The organism is Streptosporangium amethystogenes (genome assembly GCF_000721075.1).
Classification (GTDB): domain Bacteria; phylum Actinomycetota; class Actinomycetes; order Streptosporangiales; family Streptosporangiaceae; genus Streptosporangium; species Streptosporangium amethystogenes.
In genome coordinates this window covers 1-26,988 of sequence record NZ_JOEQ01000048.1, presented here as the reverse complement: position 1 = coordinate 26,988, position 26,988 = coordinate 1, and the positions used below count along the sequence as shown (strand labels likewise).

The following is a 26,988-nucleotide window of genomic DNA, read 5'->3' as shown; positions in this document are numbered from 1 at the left end:
CCTGCCGGCCGGTCGCCCCTCACCGCGCGCCGCGCAGCATGTTCGCCCACATCGAGGTGAACTCGGGGAGGGTCTTACCCGTGGTGGCGATGTCATCCACCTCGACGCCGGGCACGGCCAGACCGATGACCGCTCCGGCGGTGGCCATCCGGTGGTCGGCGTAGGAGTGGAACACGCCGCCGGTGAGCGGTCGGGGCCGAATCTCCAGGCCGTCCTCGGTCTCGTTCGCGTCGCCGCCGAGACCGTTGATCTCCGCGACCAGAGCGGCCAGCCGGTCGGTCTCGTGCCCGCGGATGTGGGCGACACCGCTGATCCTGCTGGGGGAGTCGGCGAGAGCGGCCAGCGCGGCGATCGTCGGGGTCAACTCGGCCACGTCGCGCAGGTCCGCCTCGATTCCGGTGATTCGCCCGGTACCGGTGACCGCCAGCCCTTCGGCCGTGTACTCCACCGAGGCACCCATGTCGGCCAGCAGCGTGCGCAACTGGTCACCAGGCTGGGTCGTCCGTACGGGCCAGTCGGGAATGGTGACCGTGCCGCCTGTCACCATGGCGGCGGACAGGAAAGGCGCCGCGTTGGACAGGTCGGGCTCGACCGTGAAGTCCCTCGCCTCGATAGGGCCGGGTTCGACCCGCCAGACGTCCGGCTCGGAGTCGTCCACCACGACGCCGAACTCGCGCAGCATCTGAACGGTCATCTGGATGTGCGGCTGCGAGGGAATCGGCGGGCCGTCGTGGCGTACCGTCACGCCCTTCTCGAAGCGCGCGGCGGTCAGCAGCAGGCCGGAGAGGAACTGAGAGGAGCCCGACGCGTCGAGCCTGACCTCGCCGCCGGTCAGCGGCCCCCTGACGGTGAAAGGCAGTGCGTCGCCGGTCACCTCGGCGCCGAGGGCGCGCAGCGCGCGCAGGATCGGGCCCATCGGGCGCTTACGCGCGTGCGGGTCGCCGTCGAAGAACACCTCGCCCCTGGCCAGTGCCGCCATGGGCGGTACGAAGCGCATGACCGTGCCCGCCAGCCCCACGTCGATGTGGGCGCCGCTGATGACGGGGCCGGGCATGATCGCCCAGTCGACGCTTGAGGCGCTCTCGTTGGAGGGGGTCATCGTCGCGCCCAGTGCCCGCAGCGCGTCCGCCATCAGATCGGCGTCGCGGCTGCGCAGCGCCAGCCGTACCGTGCCGGGTCCCTCGGCCAGCGCGGCGAGCAGCAGTGCGCGGTTGGTCACGGACTTCGACCCGGGCAGGGGAACGGTCGCGCGGACGGGTTCGGTCGCGGTCGGCGCGGGCCACAGCGGAGCGGACATGGCTAAAAGCCTAGCTGTGTATATGGCGACGCTGCGCGTCGCGGTTCGGCCGCTGGGATCCGGCTCCTTCCCTCGTCGCTCATCCGCTTCGCTCCTTCGTTCCTCAGTCCAGTCGCCGGCGCGGCCTCACGGGGAGTCCCCAAGGGGAGGGCATGGGGCACGTCCCCGGGGCGATTCTCGGGGTGGGAGAACGGGGCGTCCGTGAGGAGAGATCTTGGTGCTTCTCTGGGGAGTTTCCGGTGTGCCGTGGCGTGGCAGAGTGGGGATATGTGCGGGAGATACGCGTCTACGCGGGGCAAGCACGAGTTGCTGGAGGAGTTCCAGGTCGAGCTTGACGGCGCGGCCGACGACGAACTCAGGCCCGACTACAACGTCGCGCCCACGAAACCGGTGTACGCGGTGATGAGCCGGGTGCCGAAGTCCGATCCGGACGGCCGACCGGTCCGGCAGCTCCGCGTGGTCCGCTGGGGACTGGTCCCGGCCTGGGCCAAGGACCCTTCCATCGGCTCAAAGATGATCAACGCGCGGGTGGAGACGGTGGCGGAGAAACCCGCCTACCGCAAGGCGTTCGCGGAGCGCAGGTGCCTGTTGCCCGCCGACGGCTATTTCGAGTGGGTCGTGCTCGATGAGAAGGACGCCAAGGGCAGACCGAAGAAGCAGCCCTACTTCGTCCGCCCCGCCGACGGCGGCGTGCTGGCCATGGCGGGGCTGTACGAGTTCTGGCGGGACCGGGGCCGGACCGAAGACGACCCGCTCTCCTGGCTGGTGACTTGCACGATCATCACGACCGACGCCGTGGACGAGGCCGGTGCGGTACACGATCGGATGCCGATGCTGATCGAGCGCGACCGGTGGGGTGAGTGGCTCGACCCGGGAGTGACCGACGCGCGGGAGTTTCTGATCCCCGCGGGCTCCACCGGGCTGGAGGTCTATCCGGTCTCCACCGCGGTCAACTCGGTGCGTAACAACAGCCCCGAGCTCGTCGAGCCGCTGCGGTAGGGGGAGGGCGGCCGTCGGCCGCTCTTCTGAAAACGCCGGTCGATCCGGTGTAAAACTTTCGCCAAGTGGGCATCCGCTGAGGAAAGCGGTGACTCGCGACAAGTGGGCGAGATCACCGTCGCCAGAACTCACCCCTTGCGCCTGACGGGAGAGTCGGGGACCCCCTCCCAGGCCGCCCCCGCTTTCCGGAGGTGCGGATTCGTGGATGTCGCGACCGCGCGCGAGCGCCTGAAGAACATGCTCGCCGAACTTGACCGTTCCATCGGAGTCCTTCGCGGAGATTCACCCGCCGCGGGGGACCGCTCCCCGGCGGACGCCGGTTCCGAGCTGACCGACTCCGACCGCAACCGGGCACTGCTGGAGGGGGCCACCCGGCACCGGGGTTCGGTGATCGAGGCGCTCAGGCGGATGGACGAGGGGTGCTACGGACTCTGTGCGGACTGCGCCGCGCCCGTCCCGGAGGGCAGGCTGGAGGCACGCCCCGAAGCCGCCCGCTGCCTCCAGTGCCAGTCCAAACGCGAACGCCGACGCTGACTCCCGAGAAGTTCCTGGGGACGTGTCCGTGATCCCTCCCGAAGGGACGCACCGTCCACCCGCCTCAAGAATCCCCTGAGGACGTGCCTCGTGCTCTGTCCTTGAGGGACTACCCGTGAGGCCGCGCCGGCGACTGGACTGAGGAGAAGGGGCGCGTTCTCCCACCCCAAGAAGCACCCCGGGGACGTGCCTCACTCCTCCCTTTGGGGGACTACCCGTGAGGCCGCGCCGGCGACTGGACTGAGGAGAGGGAGGTTGCGAGGTACGAGCGACCTCCCTCGACGAGGGAAGGAGCCGGGTAAGAGCGGCCTCACCGCGACGCGTTAGCGTCGCCATGGGTACGCCCGAACCGCGACGCGTTAGCGTCGCCATGGGTACGCCCGAACCGCGACGCGTTAGCGTCGCAATCAAACAGGTCGGCGCGCGCTGGCGACCAGGTGGATGCCCACCGTGTCGTCGTCGTCGGGGTGGGTGTCCAGTTCGGTGTTGACCAGCCAGGTGAGCGCCCGGGAGTCGGAGGCGAGCACATGGTCGACGGTCGAAGGGGACAGCACCGTGCGGGGCCGTACCCACTCGACCTCCAGGCCCGCCTCGGTGAGCAGCTCGCGGAGCTGGGCGCTGCTGAAGCAGCGGGTGATGCTGCCGTCGGGCCAGGGAACGAGCATGACCTCGCCGGTCTGGCGCAGGTGGGCCCAGTAGTTCTGCTCGGCGAGGATCGCCATCCCCAGTACCAGGGAGTCGACGCAGACCAGTGTCCGGCCGCCGGGACGCAGAACCCTGGCGACATCGTCGATCGCGGACTCGGCCATGAGCTCCACGGACATCGCCCGTTCCTCGGCGAGTACGGCGTCCACGCTGCAGTCGGGCAGGAAGCGCAGGTCGTCGGCGCGTACCTGGCTGACCCTGGAGATGTCGTGCAGCGGCTGATCGTCCGCGGGCCGGCGGAAGTCGACCATTTCGATCACCCGGTGTCCCGCCTTCGCCGCCTGGACGGCCCAGCGGCCGTTGCCGCAGGACATGTCGAGGACGGTGGAGGGGGTTTCCGGCAGCCATCGACTCAGTTGCTCGGCCACGACCGCGTGATAAAAGGTCCAGTACGGCCCGAGCGCACCTGAGCCGTTCAGCTCTTCGGCCGGGATGGGCAGCACAAGCAGCTCCTGGCGTCGGGAGGATCCGGTGGTCTTTGATTACCTACCGGTACGTATCTTCTTTTCCCCGTACCGGGTCGTTCGTCACCTTCTATCTTGCGGGAACAGATGACTGGACGAGCGTGTTGCAAGCGGACAACGCACGATCCTTTCGGAGGTTGGCAAGCAGATGCTCGCCTTGATCGAACCCGTCACCCGCCCCGGTGATCGGGCCATCCCCGGTGAGCGGGTATTCTCCGCTCAGTACGGTGTCCCGCGTCAGCAGGACTCCGGCGATCTTAAGGGGGTGGGTCCGGTCCCTGCGACAGACGAGGAGACTCTGGAGCAGCGGAGCACACGGTTCGAGCGGGATGTCATGCCCTATCTCGACCAGCTCTACTCCGCCGCGCTTCGGATGACCCGGAACCCCGCGGACGCCGAGGACCTTCTTCAGGAGACCTTCGCCAAGGCGTTCGCGTCCTTTCACCAGTTCCAGCAAGGCACGAACCTCAAAGCGTGGCTTTACCGAATTCTGACCAACACCTTCATCAACAGTTACCGCAAGAAGCAGCGGGAGCCCAAGCAGTCGGGCGCCGAGGAGATTGAGGACTGGCAGCTGGCCAGGGCCGAGTCGCACACCTCGGCGGGGTTGAAGTCGGCGGAGGTCGAGGCGCTGGAGCACCTCCCGGACACCGACGTGAAGCGAGCGCTGGCCGCGCTTCCCGAGGAGTTCCGCATCGCGGTCTATCTCGCCGACGTCGAGGGCTTCCCGTACAAGGAGATCGCGGACATCATGGGGACCCCCATCGGGACCGTGATGTCGCGGCTGCACCGGGGCCGTCGCCAGCTGCGGACCCAACTTGAGGACTACGCCCGCGAGCGTGGCCTGGTTCCCGCGGAAGGTGCGAAGTGAGCGAGCGAGACAGGAACGGCGATTCCGCCCCGGCGGCCTTGACACCCCTGGGTGAGGTGATCGCATGAGCTGTGGCGAGCACCACGACACCGACTGTCGTGAGGTCCTGGACAAGGTCTACACCTACCTGGACGGCGAGCTCGACGAGCGCAACTGCGCGGACATCCGCCAGCACCTGGACGAGTGCCACCCCTGCCTGGAGGAGTACGGCCTGGAGCAGGTCGTCAAGCAACTCGTCGCCAAGCACTGCGGGTGCGATCAGGTCTCGGAAGACCTGCGGGCCAAGGTGCTCAGCCGGATTGACCAGGTACGCTCCGAACTCGCCCACTGACCTCTCCGGAGCTTCCGTACGGTCGTGGTCATCGCGTGTGCCGACTGGCCGCCGGGTTCATCCGGCAGGTGAACCGCTTCCCTGTTATGGTTCCTGGGTTCGAAACGGTCATGGCCTGGCCGTCGGTTCCCTCGGCTGAGGGAACCGAGAAGCCACTCCCCTCGTGGAGCGGAGGAGTCACACGACGATGGGGGTTGCTCATGCGCATACTCGTGACCGGTGGGGCGGGGTTCATCGGATCCACCCTCGTTGACCGGTTGCTGGCCGACGGGCACGAGGTCGCCGTGGTGGACGACCTGTCCGGTGGCGACCGCGGCAACCTGGTCCGCGCCGCGGAGAGCCCCCTGTTCGCCCTGCACGTGATGGACATCCGGGACCCGGCCCTGATCGGCCTGGCGGCCGAGTGGAGACCCGAGGTCGTCTGCCACCTCGCCGCGCAGATCAGCGTGCGCAAGAGCGTGGCCGACCCGGTACACGACGCCAGACTCAACGTCGAGGGCACCGTGTCGGTCCTGACGGCCGCCCACCACGGGGGCACCCGCAAGGTCGTCTTCGCCTCCTCGGTCGCGGTCTACGGCAGGCCGGCGGTCATCCCGGTCTCCGGCGGCGCGGCGACCGACCCGCGCTCTCCGTACGCGGCCTCCAAGCTCAGCGCGGAGACCTACCTGGCCACGTTCAAGGCGCTCCACGGCATCGACTACACCACGCTGGTGCTCTCCAACGTCTACGGCCCGCGCCAGTCGCCGGACGGCGAGGCGGGGGTGGTCGCCATCTTCACGGACGCGTTGCTCAACGGCACCCCCACGGTGGTGTACGGCGACGGCACCCAGACCCGCGACTACATCTTCGTCGACGACGTGGTCGACGGCTTCGCCCGCGCCTGTGGCACCGAGGGCGGTGGCGGCCGCTTCAACCTGGGCACCGGAGTCGAGACCACCGACCGCAGGCTGCACTCGCTGGTCGCCGCGGCGGCGGGGGCCGTCGACGAGCCGGAGGCGGCCCCGACCCGCCTGGGAGACCTCCCGGCCATGGCCGTCGATCCGGCTCCCGCCTTCGACGGGCTCGGCTGGCGTCCCCGGACGGACCTGGCCACGGGTCTGAAAGCCACGGTCGACTGGGCGAGGACCAGGCTCGCGACCCCGTAATCCCACCAAGCGCCCCCTAGCCACAGGAACCGCCCCAAGAAGCACCCCTGGGATGTGCCCCAGCCCTTCCCCTGAGGGACTTCCCGTAAGGCCGCGCCGGGGACTGGACTGAGGAGAGCGGGGTCGTGAGGTACGAGCGGCCCCGGTCGACGAGGGAAGGAGCCGGGTAAGAGCGGTCTCACCGCGACGCGTCAGCGTCGCCGGCAGCTCGTGAGGTACGAGCGGCCCCGGTCGACGAGGGAAGGAGCCGGACAAGAGCGGTCTCACCACGACGCGCAGTGTCGCCGTATACAGGTGGCCGAGCCGCGACGCGTAGCGTCGCCAGCAGTCCGTGATTGACTGATTACGCTTTGCTTGCGATTGGTCGTCCCGCCCTCCTGATCTGGCTCGCTTCTGTAGCCTGAGTGCGAAATCGACGTGGAGGCAGCGCATGTTGAAGGAAACGGTCGGCCCGGCCCATCCCGGGATCTCCTGGACCTGAACGCGCGCCCTTTGGAGCCCTAGGGTGGCCGCTTTGCGTGGACTGCCGTGGTTTGCCAAGGTCTATCTGATCCTTGTTATCGGAGCCGCCTTCGTGCTGCTCGGATACAGCGTGGCGGCGGACGGTCGTCTGGATCGGCTTGACTGGTCCAACCTCATGGTGCTTGCTCTGCTGTTCCTGGTGTGCGAATCGGTGCCCACCCTGCTGAACGTCAGGCAGGCGGCGGTGTCGGTCAGCTTCTCCGCCGTGCTCGCCGCGGTGGTGCTGCTCGGCCCCGAGGGGGCGGCGCTGGTCGGCATGACGGCCATGTTCAGCGTGCGGCCCGGCCTGCCGTTGGTGAAGCGGCTGTTCAACAGCGCCCAGTTCGCCATCTGCGGCTACGTCGCGGGCCGGGTCTACGTGGCGCTCGGTGGCAGGGCCGAGGTGCCCACCATCGCCGGATTCGACGAGATCATCGTGCCGTTCGCGGGCGCGGCGGCCGTGTTCGTGCCCCTCAACTTCGTCCTGATCGCGTTCGTGCTGGCGTTCACGGGTCAGACCCACCAGGTGCCGCTGCGGGGCGTGGCCCAGTTCATGGTCTCCTACTTCGGTTACGCCACTTTCGGCCTGCTGATCGCGGGATTGTGGGCCACGGTCAACTCGATCTCCGCGGTGCTCGTGCTGCTCCCGCTCTTCGTGGCACGCTGGGCCTTCGGTCAGTACCTCGCGCAGCAGCGCTCCTACGACGCCACGATCGCCGCGCTCTGCCAGGCGGTGGAGACCAAGGACTACTACACACGCGGCCACTGCACCCGCGTCTCCCTGGCCGCGGGAATGATCGCCGAGGAGATCGGTATGAGGTCCGAGCGGTTGCGCGCGATCCGCTACGCCGGGATGCTCCACGACGTGGGCAAGCTGGGCGTGCCGACCAAGGTGCTGCAGAAGGACGGCCCGCTCAGCGAGGAGGAGTTCGCGGCCATCCAGCTCCATCCGATGCGCGGGCTGGAGATCGTGCGCGGCATCGACTTCCTGGACGAGGCGTTCGCCGGGATCATGCACCATCACGAGCGGCAGGACGGCAAGGGCTACCCGATGGGGCTGGCGGGGGATGAGATCCCGGAGTTCGCCAGGATCATCGCGGTGGCCGACGCCTTCGACTCGATGACCTCGGACCGTTCCTACCGCAACGCCCGCTCGCATGAGGTGGCCATGACCGAGCTGCGCAAGAACGCCGGCACCCAGTTCGACCCGGTGATGGTCGTGGCGTTCATCAAGGCGGTCGACCGTGACGGCTGGGAGCCGCCGCGCACCGTCGGCACGCCCCCGGCCGACGCGGTGGAGACCACCACGAAGGACCACGACGACCCGACCATGCCCATTCAGGTGGTGTCCGAGCGATGAACGGCTCCGGCGCCAACCGGGCTTTCCAGGCGCTCGACTCGGGCCAGCTGCTGCTGATCTGCGCGGCGGGCCTGCTGGCGGTGGCCGGGGTGGCCCACACGGCCGCGACAGGGTTGCTCGATCCCCAGATCGCAGTCGCCTTCGGGGCGTTGATCGCGGTGGGGGAACTGGCCAGGCTGACCATGCCCGGCAACAGGGAGGTGGCGCCGATCGGCGCGGCGGCCGCGCTCGGTTACACGCTCCTGCTGGACATGGGCGGTGTTCCCGCCCGGCACTCGGCGCTCCAGGTCGTCGCGGTGCTCTCGGTCGGCATGGTCGCCGGGGCGCTGCCGCACCTCGCGGTGGGCCGCCCACCCCGCCTGGACGCGATGGCGCGCAGGCTGCTCACCGGTGCCCTGCTCGCGCTGGCCTACCGGCCGCTGGCAGGCCCGCTGTTCGACCTGGCCAGAGGAGATGAGAGCGGCTGGTGGCCCGCGCTCGGAGTGATGGCCCTGTTCATCCTGCTCATGGTGGTGACCGACGTGTTGCTGGCCGCCGCGCTCCGGGCCGAGCAGGTGCGTGCCGCCTTCAAGGTGGCCGTTCACGACGAGCTGTGGATGGCAGCGCCGCTGGGGGTCGCCGTCGCGGCCTCGGGAATCCTGCTCGCGCTCGCCTCGCACAGCATGGACATGGCCGCGCTGCTGGTCTTCGCGGCGCCGCTGCTGGTCACCCAGGTCGCCTTCCGCAAGTATGCCGGGATCAGGGCCACCTATCTGCAAACCGTACGAGCGCTGTCGCGGGTCACCGAGGTCGGCGGCTATGTCGAGCCGGGACACTCCCGCCGGGTGAGCCGCCTGGCGGTGGCGGTCGGGCGAGAGCTCGGCACGGCAGAGCCCGAGCTACTGGAGCTCGAATACGCCGCGCTCATGCACGACATCGGTCAACTGTCGCTGCGCGACCCGATTCCCGGCGGGGCCACGGTCCTCACCGACCCCGAGCAGGCGCGGCGCATCGCCGAGCTGGGCGCGGAGGTGATCAAGCAGACCGGGGTGCTGGACCGGGTGGCCGAGATCGTCCGCCGTCAGTGTGACACCTGCGCCGAGACGCCGCCCATGGCCAGCCGCATCATCAAGGCGGCCAACGCCTACGACGATCTGGTGGGCGGCTCCAGTGACCGCGATCGGGCAGGCGCCGCGCTGGAGCGCCTCCGTCTCGGCGCGGGCAAGGAGTACGATCCGACGGTCGTCGAGGCGATGGCCAGAGTGATCGACAGGCTGGCCCCGATCCATCGGCTTTAGGCTTTCCCGCAGCCGAACGCCGACTGCGGCTCTGCCGGGAGCCGCGGTAAAGGCACGGAGTTCGTCGACGGAAAGTCCGGCACAGGACTGGTGTCTCGCATGCGAGCGTGATCAGCTCTGTCTGGCAAAGTTGAAGAACGTTGAACGATGGGAGTTTCCGGTGGCTGAGATCCGCGCTGAGATGGTGGCGAACGTCTGGAAGGTTCTGGTGGCCGAGGGGGACACCGTCGAGGACGGCGACACCCTGCTCATTCTTGAGTCGATGAAGATGGAGATCCCGGTCCTCACCGAGGACGACGGCGTGATCGCCAAGTTGCAGGTCGCCGAGGGCGACGTCATCCAGGAGGGCGACCTGATCGCCGTCATCGAGTAGTTCCGCCCTCGCCCCCGGGGGTGAGGCGCGCGAGGAAGCGTTCGCGGTCGACGACGACGCGCTCGATGGTTCCGCTCGCGACGACGGCCTGCCGATCGCGGGCGGTGAAGCCGAAGACCAGGCGGCGGCCGTCGACCTCGGTGAGTTCGACGGCGACCTCGATGTGCGTGCCGACCGGGCTGGCCGCCAGGTGCTCCAGAGAGACCCGGGTGCCAACGGAGGTCTGGCCAGGGGCCAGAGCTCCCGCGACCGCCTGGAGGGTCGCCTGTTCCGCGAGAGCCAGCACGCGGGGGGTGGCCAGCACGGGGACGTCTCCGCTGCCGACCTTCGCCGCGGTGTCCCCCCCCTCCACCATGGTGAGAAGCCGTGCCTGCAGACCGGGAGCGAGTGCCATGCGCGCCAGCATAGGCTCTGGTCCCGTGACCCCGTACTGCGACCACTGCGGCCGCCCGGAGGGCGAGGCCGACCACGCCGGGTGCCGGGCCGCGCGCGTGATGGAGCCGCCCCGTTACTGTGCCCGCTGTCGCCGCCGGATGGTGGTGCAGGTGACCCCCGGGGGCTGGTCCGCGCGCTGCGCCGAGCACGGTGTGACAAGCGGCTGACGGTGGGCGCTGTGTGTCGGCTTTTCACCCGAATATGGTTCGGTGGATATGGGCCGCTTTCACCCCGGCTTACGCCTTATCTGCGTAGTCTTGTAGGGTTTTACGGACTTTGCTGATGTGCTGTGGGTTGCCGTTGCGGTACCCGGGTCGGCTGTTTCGGGTATGACACCCGAGTTGCCCCGGGCGCAAGGGCCTGCAAGGTGTACAAGTACGCCCAAAATTGCCGGGGTTTGTGCGATGCTACGGCACGCGTCTTGTTTGCGAGCCATACGGCATGCAGGGTTTCGTTACAGGGCCGTGATGGTGCCGCGATGCGAATCCGCTTTGTTGGAGAGCCCTGGCGTAGGAGTGGAGAGGGTTACGGGGGAGTAATGGTGGCCCAAGGCACGACGCTGGCGGGGCGGTATCGCCTGGATACCCGCATCGGCGCCGGTGGTATGGGCGAGGTGTGGAAGGGCGAGGACATGGTCCTGGCCCGCACCGTCGCCGTCAAGGTGCTGCTTCCGGGCCGTACCGACGATCCGGGCTTTCTGGTTCGCTTCCAGGGCGAGGCCAGGGCGATGGCGACGATCAACCACCCCGGGGTCGTCGACGTGTACGACTACGGGGTTCACGAGGTGCCCGGCGCGGGGGCTACGGCGTACCTGGTGATGAAGTTCGTCGACGGCGAGCCGCTCGACCGCCTGCTCGGGCGGCTGCGACGCATCGCCCCCGGCGCCGCGATGGACCTCATCGCCCAGGCGGCCTCGGCGCTGCAGGCGGTCCACGACCAGGGCATCGTCCACCGGGACATCAAGCCGGGCAACCTGCTGGTGCGCTCGGACGGCACCCTGGTGCTCACCGACTTCGGCATCGCCAGATCCGACACCGCCAGCCGGCTCACCGACGCGGGCATGGTGCTCGGCACCGCCGCCTACTGCGCGCCGGAGCAGGCGGAGGGCGCACCTGTCACGCCCGCGGTGGACATCTACGCGCTGGGCGTGGTGGCGTACGAGTGCCTGGCCGGGCAGCGCCCGTTCGACGGTGACACGCCGGTCACCATCGCGCTCAAGCACATCCGTGAGACGCCGCCGCCGCTGCCGCCGGACGTCCCGCCCGCGATCCGGGCGCTTGTGGAGCGCTCCCTCGCCAAGGATCCGGCCCGGCGCTTCCCCAGCGCCATGGCCATGAGCGCCGCCGCGAGGCAGTCGATCCTCTCGCAGGACGCCGAGGCGGGTCCGCAGCAGTCACCGGTCGAGACCGGCTGGCAGGAACAGGCATCCGCCGGACCTCAGACGGGCTGGCAGGGCTCCGCCACACCTCAGCCAGGGCATGGGCAGACGGGTGACTGGCAGGGGGCCGAGCCGCTTGTGGCTCCGGGGTCTGCGCAGGCCACCGAGGCCATCCCCGGTAGGCGTGGTTCCCGTGCCGTGAAGAAGCCGCGAGGTAAGGGCGGACTGGTGGCCATGTCCGCCACGGCGGGCGTGATATGCGTTGGTCTTGTCGCGGTGGCGATCAACGGGCTGGCGGCCTCCGAGGTGCCGCAAGAGAACATGAACACCCAGTCGACGCCCAGCGTGACCGAATCGCTGGCGCCCACCGCGAGGCCGCCATCGAAGCGGCGGGTGCCCAACGTGACGGGCCTGACGCCGGAGGCGGCCAGAGCCTACCTGAGGAAAGCGGGTCTGAAGGCGACGATTTTCGGGAACGCCGACACGGGCGGCTCGGAGTGCGCGAAGGTCGTTCAGCAGGATCCTGCCGCCCGGGTCCTGTGGGATCCAAGAAAGCCGGTGGAGATCGTGGTGGCCGATGATGGCTGTCCGCCATCGACGGAGCCCTCCGCCCCGACCTCGACCCCGACCCCCACCCCCACGCCGACGCCCACCCCGACGCCCACCCCGACGCCCACACCGACCCCCACACTGACGCCGGTGCAGAAGAGGAAGGTGCCGAACGTCGTGGGTCTGACGCCAACGGCGGCCGTGGCACAGCTCAAGGCGGCGGGTCTGAAGGCGAAGGTCAGCGAGAGCGCCGACGTCGATCACTCACAGTGCTTGAAAGTGGTCCAGCAGGACCCCGCGCCGGATGTCATGTGGGACTCCCGCAAGCCGGTGGAGATCGTGGTGATCAGTGAGAAGTGCCCACCGACCCCCACCGCGACCCCCACAGCCGCTACCTGACCGGGCGTCCCTCCTCGGGTGGCTAACCGGTCAACACCGATGCCGGTCTCGGCGGCGACAGGCCGCCGAGACCGGCATCCGTCGAGCAGGGCCTAGACGCCCGTGGTCTGGCGAGGGTAGGCCACCGAGGGGTCGGTGGCGATGTTGACCATGTAGGGCACACCGGAGTCGAACGCGCGGCGCAGGGCCGGGCCGATCTGTGCGGGATCGGTGACGAGCTCGCCGCCACCGCCGAGGGCGGTCACCACCTGGTCGTAGCGGCACTGGGGCTGGAGGTCCGCGGCCACGTCGTAGCCGTAGAGCATCTGCATGGGATGCTTCTCCAGACCCCACATGCCGTTGTTGCCGCAGATCATCACAACCGGCAGGCGGTGGCGTACGAGAGTGTCGACGTCCATCAGCGAGAAGCCGGCCGCGCCGTCGCCGAGCAACAGCACCACCTGCGAGGAGGGACGGGCCACCCTGGCGGCGATGGCGTAACCCAGGCCCGTGCCCAGGCAGCCGTACGGGCCCGGGTCGAGCCAGTTTCCCGGCTGCTTCGGCTCGACGTACTTGCCCGCGTACGAGACGAAGTCGCCGCCGTCGCCGATCACCACGGCGTCGTCGGCGAGGAGCTTGCCCAGCTCGCCGTAGATCCGCATCGGGTGGATCGGGTCGGCTGCGGACTCAAGCAGGGCGGCGTCGGCGGCGATGGCGGCCGAGGCCGCCTCGGAGAGCCGGGTCACCCAGGGGGCGTAGCTCTTGGGGGACACGCCCGCTTCGGCACAGGCCGTGCCAAGTCCCCAGAAGAGCAGCGAGAGGTCACCGGCGGCGGTGCCGACCGGGTCCATGTGCGTGGCCAGCTGCGACGGCGCGTCGGCCAGGTGCACGACCTTGGCGAGCGGGGCGCCGTCCTTGCCGCCGAACCAGCCGTAGCCGAGGCGGAAGTCGATCGGGGTGCCGGCCACGATCACCAGGTCCGCCTGGGAGAACGCCATTCCCCTGGCCCGGGTGACCAGCAGTTCGTGGCCGGCGGGCAGGATGCCGCGCCCCTGGCCGTTGGGGATGACCGGCAGTCGGTATTCCTCGGCGAAGCTTCTGGCGACCTCCTCGGCGCGGTCCATCCACACATCGGAACCGAGCACCAGCACCGGACGCTGGGCCTCGGCGATCAGGCGGGCGATCGCGGCCAGCGCGTCGGGGTCGGGCTCCAGCGGCGACGGAGTCAACGTCTCGGGGGCCTCTTCGAGCGGAGGCGCGGCCGAGAAGAGGTGGTCCATGTGGAAGTCGAGGAAGACGGGGCCGCGGTGCGGGGCGAGGGCGGTGCGGAAGGCCATCTCCACGTCCTGCGCGATGGAGTCGGCGCCCGATCCGGTGAAGGCCAGCTTGGTGATCGGTGCGAACAACGGTGGGTGGTCGATCTCCTGTAGCGCGCCTGAACCCCACCGGGACTGGGGGGCACGGCCTCCCATGACCACGACGGGCGAGCCGTTGAAGTGCGCGGTGGCCACTCCGCTGACGCCGTTGGTGATGCCGGGTCCCGCGGTGAGTACGGCCAGCCCGGGTTTACGGGTGAGCCGCGCGGTCGCCTCGGCGGCGAAGACCGCGCTCTGCTCGTGGCGAACGTCCAGGATGGGCATCCCCTCGTGGACCGCGCCGTCGTAGAGCGGGAAGACATGTCCACCGGACAGGGTGAACATGGTCTCGATGCCGTATGCCTTGGAGATGGCGACCGCGATGTCACCTGCGTGCTTCGGAGACTCCATATCGCGCAACCTACCAGTCAGTCACTTAGCCGAACAGGGATTGTTCTCCCTGCCCAGATCCCCTCGCCTAATGCGGGCGACACATATGGCATCGGGCTGGAGATAAGGGGCCGGCATTCGTCGGAGGGAGGCTCAGAGCGTGTCGGAGAGCGCCTTGATGGGCATCTTCAGGTCCGCCAGCAGGCTGAGGTCGGCCTCGGCCGCGCGGCCCAGGGTGGTCAGGTAGTTCCCCACGATGATCGCGTTGATGCCGCCGAGCATGCCGTCGCGGGTGCCCAGGTCGCCCAGGGTCAGCTCGCGACCGCCCGCGTAGCGCAGGATCGTGCGGGGCAGCGCGAGCCTGAAGGCGGCGATGGTCCGGAGCGCCTCGGCCCCCTCCAGCAGCGGGAAGGACTCGAAGGGCGTGCCGGGGCGCGGGTTGAGGAAGTTCAGCGGAACCTCGTCGGGCGCCAGCTCGCCCAGCTGCCCGGCGAACTCGGCACGCTGCTCCCGGGTCTCGCCCATGCCCACGATGCCGCCGCAGCACAGTTCCATGCCGGCCTCGCGCACCATCAGGCAGGTGTCCCAGCGCTCCTCCCAGGTGTGGGTGGTGACGACCTTCCCGAAGTGGGACCTCGCGGTCTCCAGGTTGTGGTTGTAGCGGTGCACCCCCATCTCGGCCAGCTCGTCGACCTGCGCCTGGGTGAGCATGCCCAGTGAGCATGCGACGTTGATGTCGACCGCCTCGCGGATCGCCTTCACGCCTTGGCGGACCTGGTCCATCAGGCGCTGGTCGGGGCCCCGTACGGCGGCCACGATGCAGAACTCGGTGGCCCCGGTCGCGGCGGTCTCCCTGGCGGCCTCGACCAGCGAGGGGATGTCCAGCCAGACGGCGCGGACCGGAGAGGAGAACTGCCCCGACTGCGAGCAGAAGTGGCAGTCCTCGGGGCAGCCGCCTGTCTTGAGGGAGACGATCCCCTCGACCTCCACCTCGGGACCACACCACTTAATCCGCACCTCGTGGGCCAGGGCCAGCAGCTCGGCCAGGCGGTCGTCCGGCAGCTCCAGGCAGCACAGGGCCCGCGCGGCGTCGAGACCGCGGCCCCCCTCCAGCACCTGCGTCCTGGCGATCTCGAGGATGTCGCTCATGAATACCTCCAGCGTGGAGACCCCGGGTGCCGACCCCGGGAAGGGGTGGGATTCCCGGCTTCCACCGGGGAGGACGTCGAGCGGTTCGGATCCACGGTCGTGGCTACGGGGAAAGCCTAAGGGTGGTGCGGAAGGCGGCGGGGTCGAAACCACCGCCCAGCGCCGGCCCCAGCCCGGAGTGGGCGGCGCGGGCGAAGGCGTCACGCTCCAGCAGCCCGGCGCCCTCGGGGAGGGCGCCCGCCAGCGGCCGGGCGGCCAGCATCTCCAGATCCGCGACGTTGCTCCGCTCGGCGACGCCGGGCGCGGCCGGCCAGGAGCCGATCACCACCCCGGCCGGCTCCAGCCCTCGGTGGGCCATCGCCTCCAGCGTCAGCGCGGTGTGGTTGAGCGTGCCCAGCCCGGCCCTGGTCACCAGGAGCACCGGTGCCGAGAGCGCCCTGGCCAGGTCGGCCAAGGTCGCGCCCTCCTCGTCGAAGCGGACGAGGAGCCCGCCGGCACCCTCGACGATCACCAGCCGGTGTGAGCCGGCCAGTTCGCCGACCCGGTCCGCCACCCGGGCGAGGGAGACCGGCGGCAGACCGGCCAGGCGCGCCGCCGCCGCGGGTGACAGCGCGGCGGGGTACCTGGCCGACTCGAAGGTCGTCCGTACCCCGGACAGCCGGATGACGTCGTCCATGTCGCCGGGTTCGGTGTCCGACACCCCGGTCTGCGCGGGTTTCAGCACGGCCACGGAGGAGCCTCGCTCTCTGGCGAGCGAGGCCACCGCCGCGGTGACGACGGTCTTTCCCACCCCGGTGTCGGTCCCGGTGACCACGAGAATGCTCACCCGTCCCAGCTTAGGTGGGTCAGGGGCGGCGCAGCCGGGTGACGAACTTGTAGCGGTCGCCCCGGTACAGGGACTGTGCCCACTCGACCGGGTTGCCGTCCGCGTCGAAGGCGTGCCTGGTGAGCAGGAGCAGCGGCAGGCCCGCGTCGACACCGAGCACCTGTGCGTCGTACGGGGTGGCCAGCACGGTCTCGATGATCTCCTCGGCGTCGGTCAGCCGCACGTTGTACGCGTTGTACAGCGTCTCGTACAGCGAGGAGTGCATCTCCAGCTCCCGCCGCAGGCGGGGGAAGCGCCGAGCCGACAGGTGGGTGGTGTCGATCGACATCGGCTCGCCGCTGGCCAGGCGTAACCGGTGAATGCGCAGCACACGGCCGCCGGCGTTGATGGCCAGGCGGCGGGCCAACTGCTCGTCGGCGGTGACGTAACTGATGTCAAGGATCTTGGTGTCGGGTTCGAGGCCGACGGTCCGTAGATCCCCGGTGTAGGAGGTCAGCTGGAGGACCTGGGCGACCTTGGGCTGTGCGACGAACGTCCCCTTGCCCTGGATGCGCACCAGGCGGCCCTCGACCACGAGTTCGGACAGGGCTTGGCGCACCGTGGTGCGCGACGTCTCGAAGCGGACCGCGAGAGCTCGCTCGGGGGGTAGCGCACTACCCGCGGGCAGGCTCTTGGTGAGGGTGAGCAGGCTGCGCTTGACGTCGTAGTATTTCGGGATTCTCGGGGAGTCGTCGCTCACATGGTCACCTTCATCTCGGCCACGGCGGTGAGTGCACCCCTGGTCACCGCTAGATCGTCGGAACTCAGATTGGCCCGTGCCGTCAAGCGCAGGCAAGAGCGGCCGACCGGCACCGAGGGCGGCCGGAAGCATCCGGCGCGCACCCCGTGTTCCGCACAGATGAGGGCGGCCCGAAGTGCGATCTCGGGTGGGCCGAGCACGACGGGGACGACCCCACCCGCTGGATCGCCGCTTTCCAGGCCGAGATCGCGGGCCATAGCGGCCAGCTCCCTCGCCATGGTTCGCACGCGTCCGGGCAGTTCGGGCTGATGGTGAAGGATATCGACAGCGGCGAGTGCCGCGGCCACGCTGCCGGGTGCCAGCCCGGTGTCGAAGATGAACGACCGGCCTGTGTCCACAAGGGTTTGGATCACCTCGGGCGCGGCCAGTACGGCTCCACCCTGGGAGCCCAGGGACTTGGACAGTGTGATCGTTCTCACAATGCCCGGCTCGGCCGCCAGCCCCGCGGCGTGCACGGCGCCCTGTCCGCGCGGCCCGATGACCCCGATCGCGTGGGCCTCGTCGACGACCAGCAGCGCACCCTGCCGCACCGTCGCCGCGTACAGCTCCGCGAGTGGGGCCAGATCGCCGTCCACGGAGAAGACCGCGTCCGTGACCACGATCGCGTGCTCCTCGTCCCGGCAGGCCAGCGCCCGCTCCACGGCGGCGACGTCCCGGTGCGGGGTGACCACGACCCGCGAGCGCGACAGCCGGCAGGCGTCCACTATCGACGCGTGGTTGCCCGCCTCGGAGACCACCAGGGCGCCCCTGCCCAGAGTCGCGACGGCGGCCAGGTTGGCCAGGTAGCCGGAGGAGAACACCAGGGCGCCCTCCGCGCCGGTGAAGGCGCACAGCCGTGCCTCCAGGCGCGCGTGCAGGCTCGTGGAGCCGGTGACCAGGCGGGAACCCGTGGAGCCGGTACCCCAGGTGCGTGTCGCCGCCACGGCCGCCTCGGCCAGCCGCTCGTCTCTGGCCAGGCCGAGGTAGTCGTTGGAGGCCAGATCGACGAGGCCGTCGTCGTCCGGTGTGCGGGCGCGCAGGGTCCGCCGTAGCCCTGCGGCCTCCCTCGTGGCCGCCGCCGCACGGAACCGGACCAGCGGATCAGGGATCTGCTCCATAAGCGGCATCTTTTCAGCAGGACTCACCCGATTCGCGTTCGGGCCTGGAAAGAACGCATGATGCACGAGTGCCGACTCTAAGCGACCTGGCGGTTCGTCACACCGCGCTCGACGATGCGGACCTGGAGTGGATGCACTCGCTGGTCTCCGACTGGCAGCTCCTCGCGGACCTGTCCTTTGCCGACCTGATCCTGTGGATCCCGCTGAAGGACGGCTCCGGCTGGGTCGCGATCGCGCAGATGCGGCCCACCACCGGGCCGACCGTCTATCACGACGACATCGTGGGCATGATCGCGGCGAAGGGCGAACGGCCGCTGCTGGAGACCGCCTGGAACGAGCGGCGTATCTGCCGTGAGGGCGATCCGGACTGGTCGAGCGGGGTGCCGGTACGCGAGGAGACCATTCCCGTGCGGCGGGCCGACCACTTCCTGGGCGTCATCCAGCGCTCGACGAACCTGTCCTCGGCGCGGACCCCCTCCAGGCTGGAGCTGACGTACCTGCAGAGCGCCTCCGACCTGGCCCAGATGGTGGCCGAGGGCCGCTTCCCGTTCTCCGGCGCGGAGCCGATCCTGGTCCGCTCGCCGCGGGTGGGTGACGGGCTGCTCCGGCTCGACCGGGCGGGCCGTGTCACATACGCCTCGCCGAACGCGCTGTCGGCCTACCGGCGGCTGGGCCTCACCGCCGACCTGGTCGGTGCGGAGCTGGGCCGTACGACCGCCACGCTCTGTTACTCCGACGAGCCCATCAACGAGAACCTGATGATCGTCGCCAGCGGGCGAGAGCCCAGGGAGACGGAGGTGGAGTCGGGCGGCACCGTCGTGCAGCTGCGGGCGATCCCGCTGATCGTCGGTGGCGGGAGAATCGGCGCTCTGGTGCTCATCAGGGATGTGACCGAGCTGCGCCGCCGCGAGCGAGAGCTGATGACCAAGGACGCCACCATCAGGGAGATCCACCACCGGGTGAAGAACAACCTGCAGACGGTGGCCGCGCTGCTGCGGCTCCAGGCCAGGCGGCTGCGGCTGCCGGAGGGCAGGGAGGCGCTGGAGGAGGCGGTACGCAGGGTCGGGTCGATCGCGATCGTGCACGAGACGCTCTCCCACACGCCCGAGGAGCAGGTGGACTTCGACGACATCGCCGACAGGGTGATCGCGATGACGGGAGAGGTCGCGGCCCCGGAGACACAGGTCGTGCCGCGCCGGGTCGGGAGCTTCGGGGTGCTGCGCTCGGAGATCGCGACGCCGCTGGCGATGGTCCTCACGGAGTTGCTGCAGAACGCGGTCCAGCACGGGCTGGCGCAGCGTCAGGGTAAACTCCAGGTGATCGTGTCGCGCGGGGCAGAGCGGTTGGACGTGATCGTGTCCGACAACGGCAGCGGGTTGCCGGAGGACTTCGACCTGGACCAGACCACCAGTCTGGGGTTGCAGATCGTACGGACCCTGGTGGTGGGCGAGTTGTCCGGGCGGCTGGCCATCGAACCGCGACAGGGCGGCGGCACCGAGGTAAGTCTGAGCATCCCCCTCCCCGCGGGGTAGGAAAACCGCATCAGATCGAAACCTCACAGCGAGGCCGCATCGCCGACCGGGCCAAAAAGCGGAGCATCCCTACCGCTACGCGCGACGTCGCCGTTGACGCAACGCGAAACGGAACAAACGAAGAGGTAGGAAACCAGGCCAGCGCACTTCACCACAACGCCACCCAGGTGACCGATCAGATGCCACCTCGGGACGTGCCCATGCCCTGCCCAAGGGACGACCGTGAGGCCGCGCCGGCGACTGGACTGAGGAGTGAAGCGGATGAACGACGAGGGAAGGAGCCGGGTAAGAGCGGTCTCACTGCGATGCGTTAGCGTCGCCGACAGTACAGAGCCGGGTAAGAGCGGTCTCACCGCGACGCGTTAGCGTCGCCAAAGGCACGCGTCGCAGTCAGACACTACTGCGGGCGCGGGCGCGGGCCGTACGTCGCTTGAAGGCGCGTCGCTCGTCCTCGCTCAGGCCGCCCCAGACGCCGGCGTCCTGCCCGGATTCCAGTGCCCACTTCAGGCATGCTTCACTGATGGTGCAAGTACGGCAGACCTGCTTCGCTTCTTCGATCTGCATCAGGGCGGGGCCGGTGTTGCCGATCGGGAAGAACAGCTCGGGGTCCACGTCACGGCAGGCAGCTCGGTGGCGCCAGTCCATGCGTCCACTCCTTAGTAAAGAGGAGCCCTTACGCGCTCCAGCGGCTCACTTTGTGAAGAGTTTCACTAACCAGCGCGAACAACTCCCCGATCCGGGGTTCGGCTCGGGGCGCGTCCGCTTGATCGCCGATGGCCTGGGAGCGGGGTACCGCTCAAAGGTCCTACGTTCCGACGTCAATCTCGAGATTGTCAGCCACGCTCAGTACACGCAAGAGGTTTGGGAGAACGTTTTGCCTGAAATGGATGTCGGATGCGTCACACGATGACGGGACGTAATGGGTTAGACCACGACTCGTAACGCATTAGGGATAGAGCGGAACGTTATTCGCTCAACCTCCCCCAGATAGTCCCCGTCCAGCTGAAACGCCACGGGCCGCTCGGCACTCAGCGTGAACTCTCTCTCGTCGTGAAGTTGCACCAGGTGACGGCCGGTGGGCAGGGTGTCGCGGGCACCGATGATCTGAGGTATCAGCTGGAGCATGCTCGGCAGGCCCAGGCGTTGCAGTCCCAGCAGGTCAAGGCCGGTCTCGAAGCTCGCCCACGGGGTCGGTGAGACCGGCCGCGGGCCGATGTACGTCCAGGGTGAGGTGTTGGAGACGACGGCCATGTAGATGCCGCCGGTCGGCGGCACCTCCGGCCCCTCGACGGTCATCGAGGGATGACGCTTGTCCGTCGACAGGTAGTGGTGTAACGCGGTGTTCACATAGCGTGCGGGCGTGGCCTTACGGCCGGTGCCTCGTATCCCTTCGACCGCCCTGACCACCTCGGCGTCGTACCCCAGGCCACTGCAGAACGTGAAATATCTAGTCTGGCCATCCCAGATCGCCTGACCGAGGCCGACGATTCGCTGCCGGCCGTCACGGATCGCCTCCAGGATCGCCCCTACCGCCTCGACCGGGCTGTTCGGCAGGCCGAGGGCCCTGGCGAAGACATTGGCACTGCCGCCGGGGATGGCCAGCAGTGCCGGCCGGTCGGCCGAGCTGCCCTCGTCGCCACCCTTTCCGTCCACCGGGTCGAGCAGCCCGTTCACTGCCTCGTTGATGGTGCCATCACCGCCCAGGACGGCCAGCACGTCGTAACCGGAGGCGTGGGCCTTGCGGGAGAGCTGTGTCGCGTGCCCCCGGTAGCCGGTCTCCTCGACGGTCAGGTTCATCGTCGCGCTCAGCGCTCTGATGAGCACATCCCTGGTCCGCTGGTTGGTCGTCGTCGCCTTCGGATTCACCAGGAGCATCGCGCGCATAATCCCAGCGTATCCGCCGAGCCCCGAACTTCCGTCGAAACCCGACCTTCCGCCAAGGTCCAAGCCAAGATGGCAAAGAACGGTGCGGCCCCCCTCGGCGATAGGGTTGACAGCGTGTCGAACCGTCCGATGACCCTCACCGTCGCCGCCGCCGTCATGGCGGTGGAAGGCGCCACCGCTCTGCTCCTCGGCGGCTACGTCGGAGTGGAGACCGTGATCGGCCAGCCGTCCGACCTGATGACCTCGATCGCCGTCGCGGTGTCCGGGATCATCATCGGTGCGGCTCTGCTCTGGGTCGGATGGGGCATGATCCTCACCGAGCGGTGGTCCCGGAGTCCGGGCGTGCTGACGCAGATCTTCGCCACCCCGATCTCGATCACGCTGATCCAGTCCGACCAACTGGTGATCGGCATCTCGCTGATCACCCTGGCGGTGATCGGACTGGTCACGCTACTGTCCCCGCCGACGACGCACGCCCTCTACGGGGACCAGGAGTAGGCAGTCGCGGGGTTGGTCAGACGGGGCCTCGCCGCGTCACCGGTCACCGCGGCCCACCGCGGTTCCCTCCTCCGCCTTACGAGGCACCACCTGACCGATCCCCGCCACGGCAGGACCTGCCAGGCGGGCCCTAGTCGTCCACGGTCAAGCCCTCGCGGAGCTGGGCGAGTGTCCTGGCGAGCAGCCGGGACACGTGCATCTGCGAGATGCCGAGCTCGGTGGCGATCTGAGACTGTGTCATGTTGCCGAAGAAACGCAGCAGCAGGATTCGCTTCTCGCGCGGAGGCAGCCGCTCCAGCAGGGGCTTGAGCGACTCACGGTACTCGACGCCCTCCAGGGAGTCGTCCACGATGCCGAGGGAGTCGGCCACCGCCGGCGCGTCGTCGTCACCGGAGTCGGGCGCGTCGAGGGAGACCGTGGAGTAGGCGTTGGCCGACTCCAGTCCTTCGAGCACCTCCTCCTCGCTCATCTTCAGGAACGTGGCCAGCTCGGCCACGGTCGGCGCGCGTCCCTCCCGCTGGGAGAGCTCACTGATCGCCTTGGTGAGCGAGAGCTTCAGCTCCTGAAGCCGACGCGGTACACGGACCGCCCAGCCCTTGTCACGGAAGTGACGTTTGATCTCACCGACGATCGTCGGGGTGGCGTAGGTGGAGAACTCCACACCGCGGCCGAGATCGAAGCGGTCGATCGACTTGATCAGGCCGATGGTCGCGACCTGTGTGAGGTCATCCAGCCACTCGCCCCGGTTGCGGAACCGGCGGGCGAGATATTCGACGAGGGGAAGGTGGAGCTCGACGAGCTCGTCACGGATGCGCTGGCGCCGGGGGTCGTCGGAGGTCAACTCCACCAGCTCTGCGAAGAGCAGGCGCGCACGCACCCGGTCGGGCACCGCGTGGTCGCTGGCGGCCATGGCACGAGTCCTTTCCGTCACGCCGGCCTCGCCGCGCCTCGGCGCTTGCGGAGGACGATCGCCATACGGTCGGGGGAGTCGGTTACGGCATCCACATCATCAGCCAGGGCGGTGAGCACCATCCACGCGAAATCGTCGCGCTTCGGGGGGGTGCTTCCCACCGTGCTGACCTCGACCCGCACCTTCATCAACTGCCCGGTGAGTTCGAACTCGGCGGTCAGATCGGTGCCGGGGACGGCCTGGGTCAGCAGCATCGCGCACGCCTCATCGACCGCGATCCGTAGATCCTCGATCTCGTCCAGCGTGAAGTCCAGCCGTACGGCAAGTGCGGCTGTCGCCGTACGCAGCACGGATAGATAAGCACTCGTCGCCGGCAGCCGGACGCTCACCACGTCACGGATCCCGCCCATGCCGACTGCGGGCGCCTCGGTGTGTTCGGTCACGTTCCTCCTCGCAGAGTCGCTGACTGCAACCTACAGCCCTGAGACGGTGGTTGGCCCATTTGGACTCGCGATCGGGGCGATTTGACTGTATTGATTACGAAGCTAGCGCGTGTCGTGTAGATGGCGACGCTGCGCGTCGAGGTGAGGCCGCTCTTGTCCGGCTCCTTCCCTCGTCGGGGGAGGTCGCTCGTTCCTCGCGACCTCCCCCTCCTCAGTCCAGTCGCCGACGCTTCCTCACGGGGTGGTCGTGAGGGTTTCAGGCGGCCTTGGTCTCCCAGAAGATCTTGGAGATCTCGTCGATCTTGCCCAGCAGCTCGTCGGCCTTGGCGACGTCGACGGTGCCCTTGCCGCCGGCCGCGCCCGCGAGCTTGGTGGCCTCCCAGAACAGCTGGTGCAGCTGCGGGTAGGTCTCCAGGTGCGGGGGCTTGAAGTAGTCGGTCCACAGCACCCACAGGTGGTGCTTGACCAGCTCGGCCCGCTCCTCCTTGATGGTGAGCGCACGGGAGCGGAACACCGGGTCCTCGTTTCCGGCGTACTTCTCCATGATGGCCTTGACGGACTCGGCCTCGATGCGGGCCTGGGCCGGGTCGTATACGCCGCAGGGCAGGTCGCAGTGCGCCGACGCGATGTTCCTGGGGCGCAGAAGTCGTGCGAGCATCGGAAATCCTTCCTTGATGCCATGTTCAGAATGGTCCGGTTAACGACCTTACTCGTCTCTGAATGCCCGTGTGGGAGGGGGTTACGCTCGATGAGAGTACGTGTCGCGGGGGACTCGATGCTGCCCGCGCTGCGGTCCGGCGACTGGCTCTGGGTACGGCGCGGAGCGGTGGTGAGGCCCGGCGATCTGGTCGTCGCCCGGCTGCCGTCCGACCCTGCCGTGCTCATCGTCAAACGCGCGGTCTGGGAGGCGGACGGCGGCTGGTGGCTGGAGAGCGACAACCAGCGTGCTCCCGGCAGGCGTGACAGCTGGGACTTCGGCGCGCTGCCTCCATCGTCGATCGTCGGCCGGGTGGTGCTGCGCTACTGGCCGACCTTCTGGCGGGCCCGGTAGGCGGCGACGTTGGCACGGCTGGCGCACCGCTCCGAGCAGTACCGGCGCGACCGGTTGGAGGAGGTGTCGAGGTAGGCCCTGCGGCAGGGCGGCGCCTGGCAGAGGCCGAGCCGGTCGACACCGAGATCGGTGATCATGGTGGCGAGTCCCATCACCGCTCCCACCGCGTACTGGTCGGCCATCCGGCCGCCCTCGGTGAGGTGCAGGTGCCAGCGCTCGCCGTCGTGCCCGGAGATCTGTGGCTGGACCGGGTGGTGGATCAGCAGTGAGTTGAGCCGGTCGACCACCGCCTCCTCGTCGCCCGCCTCGGCGGTCTCGAACACGACCATCAGCTCTTCGCGCAGGTCGCGCAGGGCTTCCAGGTCGCTTCTGGTGATGCGGCAGCCGGGCCGGTAGCGACCGCCCTCTTCCAGGAGCGCGCGCAGCCCTTCGAGACCGGTCAGCCGGTCGGGGCTGTTGATCAGTAGTACGGCCAGCTCCGCGTAGGAGGTCAGGTCCATCTGGGGATCCGTCAATGTAAGAGGTGGCATGGACTTCGAGTATTACACGGTGTGGTGAGGTTAACACCGGGACGACGAAAGTATGGGGCACCCGCCCGTGGTGACAGTCTCAACATGTGGCACAATCGAGCGACGGGTGACCCCCGAACCCTCCAGGCGACCGTGCTCAGTGAAGTAGGCCCCGAGCGGCTACAGAAGCCGGGGACAGGCTTTCCGCGGCCGTCTCAGAAGGAACTATCCGTCTGCCTGACTGAACTACAGGGGTCGCTGTGGCCACCATGCCATCTTCCATCTCTCTCGAAGCACTCGAAGCCCTGGATCTGGATCCGGCCTTCGCCCTGCACCGCGGGGGCAAGCTGGAGGTCCGTTCCACGGTCCCGGTCCGCAACGCCGACGACCTGGCACTCGCCTACACACCTGGCGTGGCCAGGGTCTGCAGCGCGATCGCCGAGAAGCCCGAACTCGCCAAGGACTACACCTGGATCTCCAATGTGGTCGCCGTCGTCTCCGACGGCACCGCGGTGCTCGGTCTCGGAGACATCGGGCCTGCCGCCGCCATGCCGGTCATGGAGGGCAAGGCCCTGCTGTTCAAGCAGTTCGCGAATGTCGACGCGGTGCCCATCTGCCTGGACTGCACCGACGTGGACGAACTGGTCGAGACGGTCGTCCGGCTCGCCCCCTCCTTCGGGGGGATCAACCTCGAGGACATCAGTGCCCCCCGCTGCTTCGAGGTCGAGGCGCGCCTCCGCGAGATCCTCGACATCCCCGTCTTCCACGACGACCAGCACGGCACCGCGATCGTCGCGCTGGCCGCGCTGAAGAACGCGGCGCGGCTGACCGGTCGCTCGCTGGGCGATCTGCGGGCCGTGGTCGCCGGTGCCGGTGCCTCCGGGATCGCGGTCAGCCGGATCCTGCTCAACGCGGGCATCGGTGACATCGCGGTGGCCGACTCCAAGGGTGTCATCCACCAGGGCCGCGACGGTCTCAACCCGGTGAAGGAGGCCCTGGCCCGCGACAGCAACAGGGCCGACCTGCGCGGTTCCACCGAGCAGGCGCTGGCCGGGGCCGACGTGTTCATCGGACTGTCGGGCTCGACGGTCTCGGAGGAGGCCATCGCGTCGATGGCCTCCGGTTCGATCGTCTTCGCGCTGTCCAACCCGACGCCCGAGGTGCGGCCGGAGATCGCGCGCAAGTACGCGCAGGTGGTCGCGACCGGCCGTTCCGACTTCCCCAACCAGATCAACAACGTGCTGGCCTTCCCCGGCGTCTTCCGCGGGGCGCTCGACGTCCGCGCCACCACGATCACCGAGAACATGAAGGTCGCCGCCGCCGAGGCGCTGGCCGGGGTGGTCGGGGACGACGATCTGTCGGCCGACTGCGTGATCCCCAGCCCGTTCGACGAGCGTGTCGCCCCGGCGGTCATCGCCGCCGTCTCCGAGCAGGCCCGTGTCGACGGGGTCGCCCGTCTCTAGATCGCGACAGCCCAGGCGGCGCGGCAGGCGAACCCGCCATCCGGCCGAAGCACGATCACGCCCACCAGGCGCCCGACCGAACGCCCCTCGCCCGACCGGCGGGGGGCGTCTCTGGTTTCCAGGACCGCCGGTGTCCGTCGCGCGTCGTGTCATGGAAAGTGCTTCCGGCACCTGTGCTCGCAGGGGGCCGGAACGCGGATACGAACGGATCACGTACGCTGCCGGCCTGTGGGTGCCGACCCGCTCGTCCCGGCGGATCGGGAGAGGAGCTCCTGGTCGTCTCCGAGGGCCCGCGCCGCCGCGTCAGGCCCGGTGGCGGAGACCGGGTCCTCCACCACATGGGGGTGAAGGCGAAACGGGGCAGGGGAGCCTTCACCGGTAAGAATCCGGTGGGAATGGCCGAAGGGGCCCGGCTGATGCCGGGCCCCTTCGGGTGAAGCTGGTGGAACAGGTGAGCCTGGAGGTTTGGACGCTCAGGCTCGGGT

Annotated in this window: 28 protein-coding genes; 14 read left to right on the top strand and 14 right to left on the bottom strand. The window is 68.9% G+C overall.

Annotation, left to right across the window (positions count from 1 at the left end; translation table 11 throughout):
• Nucleotides 1-19 precede the first annotated feature (19 nt).
• Complete coding sequence (gene aroA, locus IG98_RS0139725; protein WP_030924888.1) at nt 20-1,297, bottom strand: 3-phosphoshikimate 1-carboxyvinyltransferase; 1,278 nt, start codon at nt 1,295-1,297, stop codon at nt 20-22.
• Nucleotides 1,298-1,564: 267 nt separating this feature from the next.
• Between aroA and IG98_RS0139720 the strand changes: the two genes are divergently transcribed.
• Nucleotides 1,565-2,296, top strand: a complete 732-nt coding sequence (locus tag IG98_RS0139720; RefSeq protein ID WP_030924886.1) for an SOS response-associated peptidase — start codon at nt 1,565-1,567, stop codon at nt 2,294-2,296.
• A gap of 201 nt (nt 2,297-2,497) precedes the next feature.
• A complete protein-coding gene (locus IG98_RS0139715; RefSeq protein WP_030924883.1) occupies nt 2,498-2,830 on the top strand; it encodes a TraR/DksA family transcriptional regulator in 333 nt (110 codons plus the stop codon).
• 407 nt (nt 2,831-3,237) lie between these two features.
• Here IG98_RS0139715 and IG98_RS0139710 read toward each other — a convergent pair whose 3' ends face one another.
• A complete protein-coding gene (locus IG98_RS0139710; protein WP_030924881.1) occupies nt 3,238-3,978 on the bottom strand; it encodes a class I SAM-dependent methyltransferase in 741 nt (246 codons plus the stop codon).
• Between the two features lie 286 nt (nt 3,979-4,264).
• On the opposite strand from IG98_RS0139710, the gene IG98_RS0139705 reads away from it, so the two are divergent.
• From IG98_RS0139705 to IG98_RS0139680, 6 genes are all read left to right on the top strand, one after another.
• Nucleotides 4,265-4,870: a sigma-70 family RNA polymerase sigma factor gene (locus IG98_RS0139705; RefSeq protein ID WP_030924879.1), complete on the top strand. Its 606-nt coding sequence runs from the start codon at nt 4,265-4,267 to the stop codon at nt 4,868-4,870.
• Nucleotides 4,871-4,934: 64 nt separating this feature from the next.
• On the top strand, nt 4,935-5,201 hold the full coding sequence (gene rsrA, locus IG98_RS0139700; RefSeq protein WP_030924877.1) for a mycothiol system anti-sigma-R factor: 267 nt from the start codon (nt 4,935-4,937) through the stop codon (nt 5,199-5,201).
• 200 nt (nt 5,202-5,401) lie between these two features.
• Nucleotides 5,402-6,346 (top strand): NAD-dependent epimerase/dehydratase family protein, encoded by a 945-nt coding sequence (locus tag IG98_RS0139695; protein WP_030924875.1) that lies wholly within the window; start codon nt 5,402-5,404, stop codon nt 6,344-6,346.
• A gap of 514 nt (nt 6,347-6,860) precedes the next feature.
• Complete coding sequence (locus tag IG98_RS0139690; RefSeq protein ID WP_030924873.1) at nt 6,861-8,207, top strand: HD-GYP domain-containing protein; 1,347 nt, start codon at nt 6,861-6,863, stop codon at nt 8,205-8,207.
• Entirely contained in the window at nt 8,204-9,484 is a 1,281-nt protein-coding gene (locus IG98_RS0139685) for an HD-GYP domain-containing protein (RefSeq protein WP_030924870.1), read from the top strand. The genes IG98_RS0139690 and IG98_RS0139685 overlap by 4 nt, the downstream gene beginning before the upstream one ends.
• A 160-nt stretch (nt 9,485-9,644) precedes the next feature.
• Nucleotides 9,645-9,857 (top strand): biotin/lipoyl-binding carrier protein, encoded by a 213-nt coding sequence (locus tag IG98_RS0139680; protein WP_157594786.1) that lies wholly within the window; start codon nt 9,645-9,647, stop codon nt 9,855-9,857.
• Here IG98_RS0139680 and IG98_RS0139675 read toward each other — a convergent pair.
• Entirely contained in the window at nt 9,847-10,251 is a 405-nt protein-coding gene (locus IG98_RS0139675) for a thioesterase family protein (protein ID WP_084195988.1), read from the bottom strand. The genes IG98_RS0139680 and IG98_RS0139675 overlap by 11 nt on opposite strands.
• Before the next feature lie 25 nt (nt 10,252-10,276).
• On the opposite strand from IG98_RS0139675, the gene bsaP reads away from it, so the two are divergent.
• The gene (bsaP, locus tag IG98_RS52880) at nt 10,277-10,459 is read left to right on the top strand and encodes a biotin synthase auxiliary protein BsaP (protein WP_211264308.1); all 183 of its coding nucleotides are present in this window, start codon (nt 10,277-10,279) and stop codon (nt 10,457-10,459) included.
• 371 nt (nt 10,460-10,830) lie between these two features.
• Entirely contained in the window at nt 10,831-12,618 is a 1,788-nt protein-coding gene (locus tag IG98_RS0139670) for a protein kinase domain-containing protein (RefSeq protein ID WP_037972530.1), read from the top strand.
• Nucleotides 12,619-12,710: 92 nt separating this feature from the next.
• On the opposite strand, the gene IG98_RS0139665 is transcribed toward IG98_RS0139670, so the two are convergent.
• The 5 genes from IG98_RS0139665 to IG98_RS0139645 form a co-directional block, all read right to left on the bottom strand.
• A complete protein-coding gene (locus IG98_RS0139665) occupies nt 12,711-14,363 on the bottom strand; it encodes an acetolactate synthase (RefSeq protein WP_030924860.1) in 1,653 nt (550 codons plus the stop codon).
• A gap of 132 nt (nt 14,364-14,495) precedes the next feature.
• Entirely contained in the window at nt 14,496-15,491 is a 996-nt protein-coding gene (gene bioB / locus IG98_RS0139660) for a biotin synthase BioB (RefSeq protein WP_030924857.1), read from the bottom strand.
• Between the two features lie 103 nt (nt 15,492-15,594).
• On the bottom strand, nt 15,595-16,317 hold the full coding sequence (gene bioD, locus IG98_RS0139655; RefSeq protein WP_030924854.1) for a dethiobiotin synthase: 723 nt from the start codon (nt 16,315-16,317) through the stop codon (nt 15,595-15,597).
• A 19-nt stretch (nt 16,318-16,336) separates the two neighbouring features.
• Entirely contained in the window at nt 16,337-17,056 is a 720-nt protein-coding gene (locus IG98_RS0139650; RefSeq protein ID WP_030924850.1) for a GntR family transcriptional regulator, read from the bottom strand.
• Nucleotides 17,053-18,213, bottom strand: a complete 1,161-nt coding sequence (locus IG98_RS0139645; protein WP_051753524.1) for an 8-amino-7-oxononanoate synthase — start codon at nt 18,211-18,213, stop codon at nt 17,053-17,055. Before IG98_RS0139645 ends, IG98_RS0139650 begins: the two co-directional genes overlap by 4 nt.
• 68 nt (nt 18,214-18,281) lie before the next feature.
• Here IG98_RS0139645 and IG98_RS0139640 point away from each other — a divergent pair, with 68 nt between their 5' ends.
• Nucleotides 18,282-19,745 (top strand): PAS domain-containing sensor histidine kinase, encoded by a 1,464-nt coding sequence (locus IG98_RS0139640; RefSeq protein WP_030924843.1) that lies wholly within the window; start codon nt 18,282-18,284, stop codon nt 19,743-19,745.
• Between the two features lie 390 nt (nt 19,746-20,135).
• Here the strand turns inward: IG98_RS0139640 and IG98_RS0139635 are convergent, their stop codons facing one another.
• Nucleotides 20,136-20,390: a WhiB family transcriptional regulator gene (locus IG98_RS0139635; RefSeq protein WP_030924840.1), complete on the bottom strand. Its 255-nt coding sequence runs from the start codon at nt 20,388-20,390 to the stop codon at nt 20,136-20,138.
• A 279-nt stretch (nt 20,391-20,669) separates the two neighbouring features.
• Nucleotides 20,670-21,629 carry a diacylglycerol/lipid kinase family protein gene (locus IG98_RS0139630; protein ID WP_030924839.1) on the bottom strand — a complete coding sequence of 320 codons (960 nt, stop codon included), beginning with the start codon at nt 21,627-21,629 and terminating at the stop codon, nt 20,670-20,672.
• Nucleotides 21,630-21,743: 114 nt separating this feature from the next.
• On the opposite strand from IG98_RS0139630, the gene IG98_RS0139625 reads away from it, so the two are divergent.
• Nucleotides 21,744-22,127 carry a hypothetical protein gene (locus IG98_RS0139625; RefSeq protein ID WP_030924836.1) on the top strand — a complete coding sequence of 128 codons (384 nt, stop codon included), beginning with the start codon at nt 21,744-21,746 and terminating at the stop codon, nt 22,125-22,127.
• A gap of 130 nt (nt 22,128-22,257) precedes the next feature.
• Here the strand turns inward: IG98_RS0139625 and IG98_RS0139620 are convergent, their stop codons facing one another.
• From IG98_RS0139620 to sodN, 3 genes are all read right to left on the bottom strand, one after another.
• Nucleotides 22,258-23,058: an RNA polymerase sigma factor SigF gene (locus tag IG98_RS0139620; RefSeq protein WP_030924834.1), complete on the bottom strand. Its 801-nt coding sequence runs from the start codon at nt 23,056-23,058 to the stop codon at nt 22,258-22,260.
• Nucleotides 23,055-23,480: an ATP-binding protein gene (locus tag IG98_RS0139615; protein WP_030924831.1), complete on the bottom strand. Its 426-nt coding sequence runs from the start codon at nt 23,478-23,480 to the stop codon at nt 23,055-23,057. Before IG98_RS0139615 ends, IG98_RS0139620 begins: the two co-directional genes overlap by 4 nt.
• Nucleotides 23,481-23,736: 256 nt before the next feature.
• Nucleotides 23,737-24,138, bottom strand: coding sequence for a superoxide dismutase, Ni (gene sodN / locus IG98_RS0139610; protein ID WP_030924829.1), 402 nt, complete (start codon nt 24,136-24,138; stop codon nt 23,737-23,739).
• Nucleotides 24,139-24,228: 90 nt separating this feature from the next.
• On the opposite strand from sodN, the gene IG98_RS0139605 reads away from it, so the two are divergent.
• The gene (locus tag IG98_RS0139605) at nt 24,229-24,531 is read left to right on the top strand and encodes a S24 family peptidase (protein ID WP_030924827.1); all 303 of its coding nucleotides are present in this window, start codon (nt 24,229-24,231) and stop codon (nt 24,529-24,531) included.
• Here IG98_RS0139605 and IG98_RS0139600 read toward each other — a convergent pair.
• Complete coding sequence (locus tag IG98_RS0139600; RefSeq protein WP_030924825.1) at nt 24,501-25,031, bottom strand: CGNR zinc finger domain-containing protein; 531 nt, start codon at nt 25,029-25,031, stop codon at nt 24,501-24,503. The two genes, IG98_RS0139605 and IG98_RS0139600, sit on opposite strands and share 31 nt — an antisense overlap.
• A 278-nt stretch (nt 25,032-25,309) precedes the next feature.
• On the opposite strand from IG98_RS0139600, the gene IG98_RS0139595 reads away from it, so the two are divergent.
• Nucleotides 25,310-26,503 (top strand): NAD(P)-dependent malic enzyme, encoded by a 1,194-nt coding sequence (locus IG98_RS0139595; protein WP_030924822.1) that lies wholly within the window; start codon nt 25,310-25,312, stop codon nt 26,501-26,503.
• Nucleotides 26,504-26,988 lie beyond the last annotated feature (485 nt).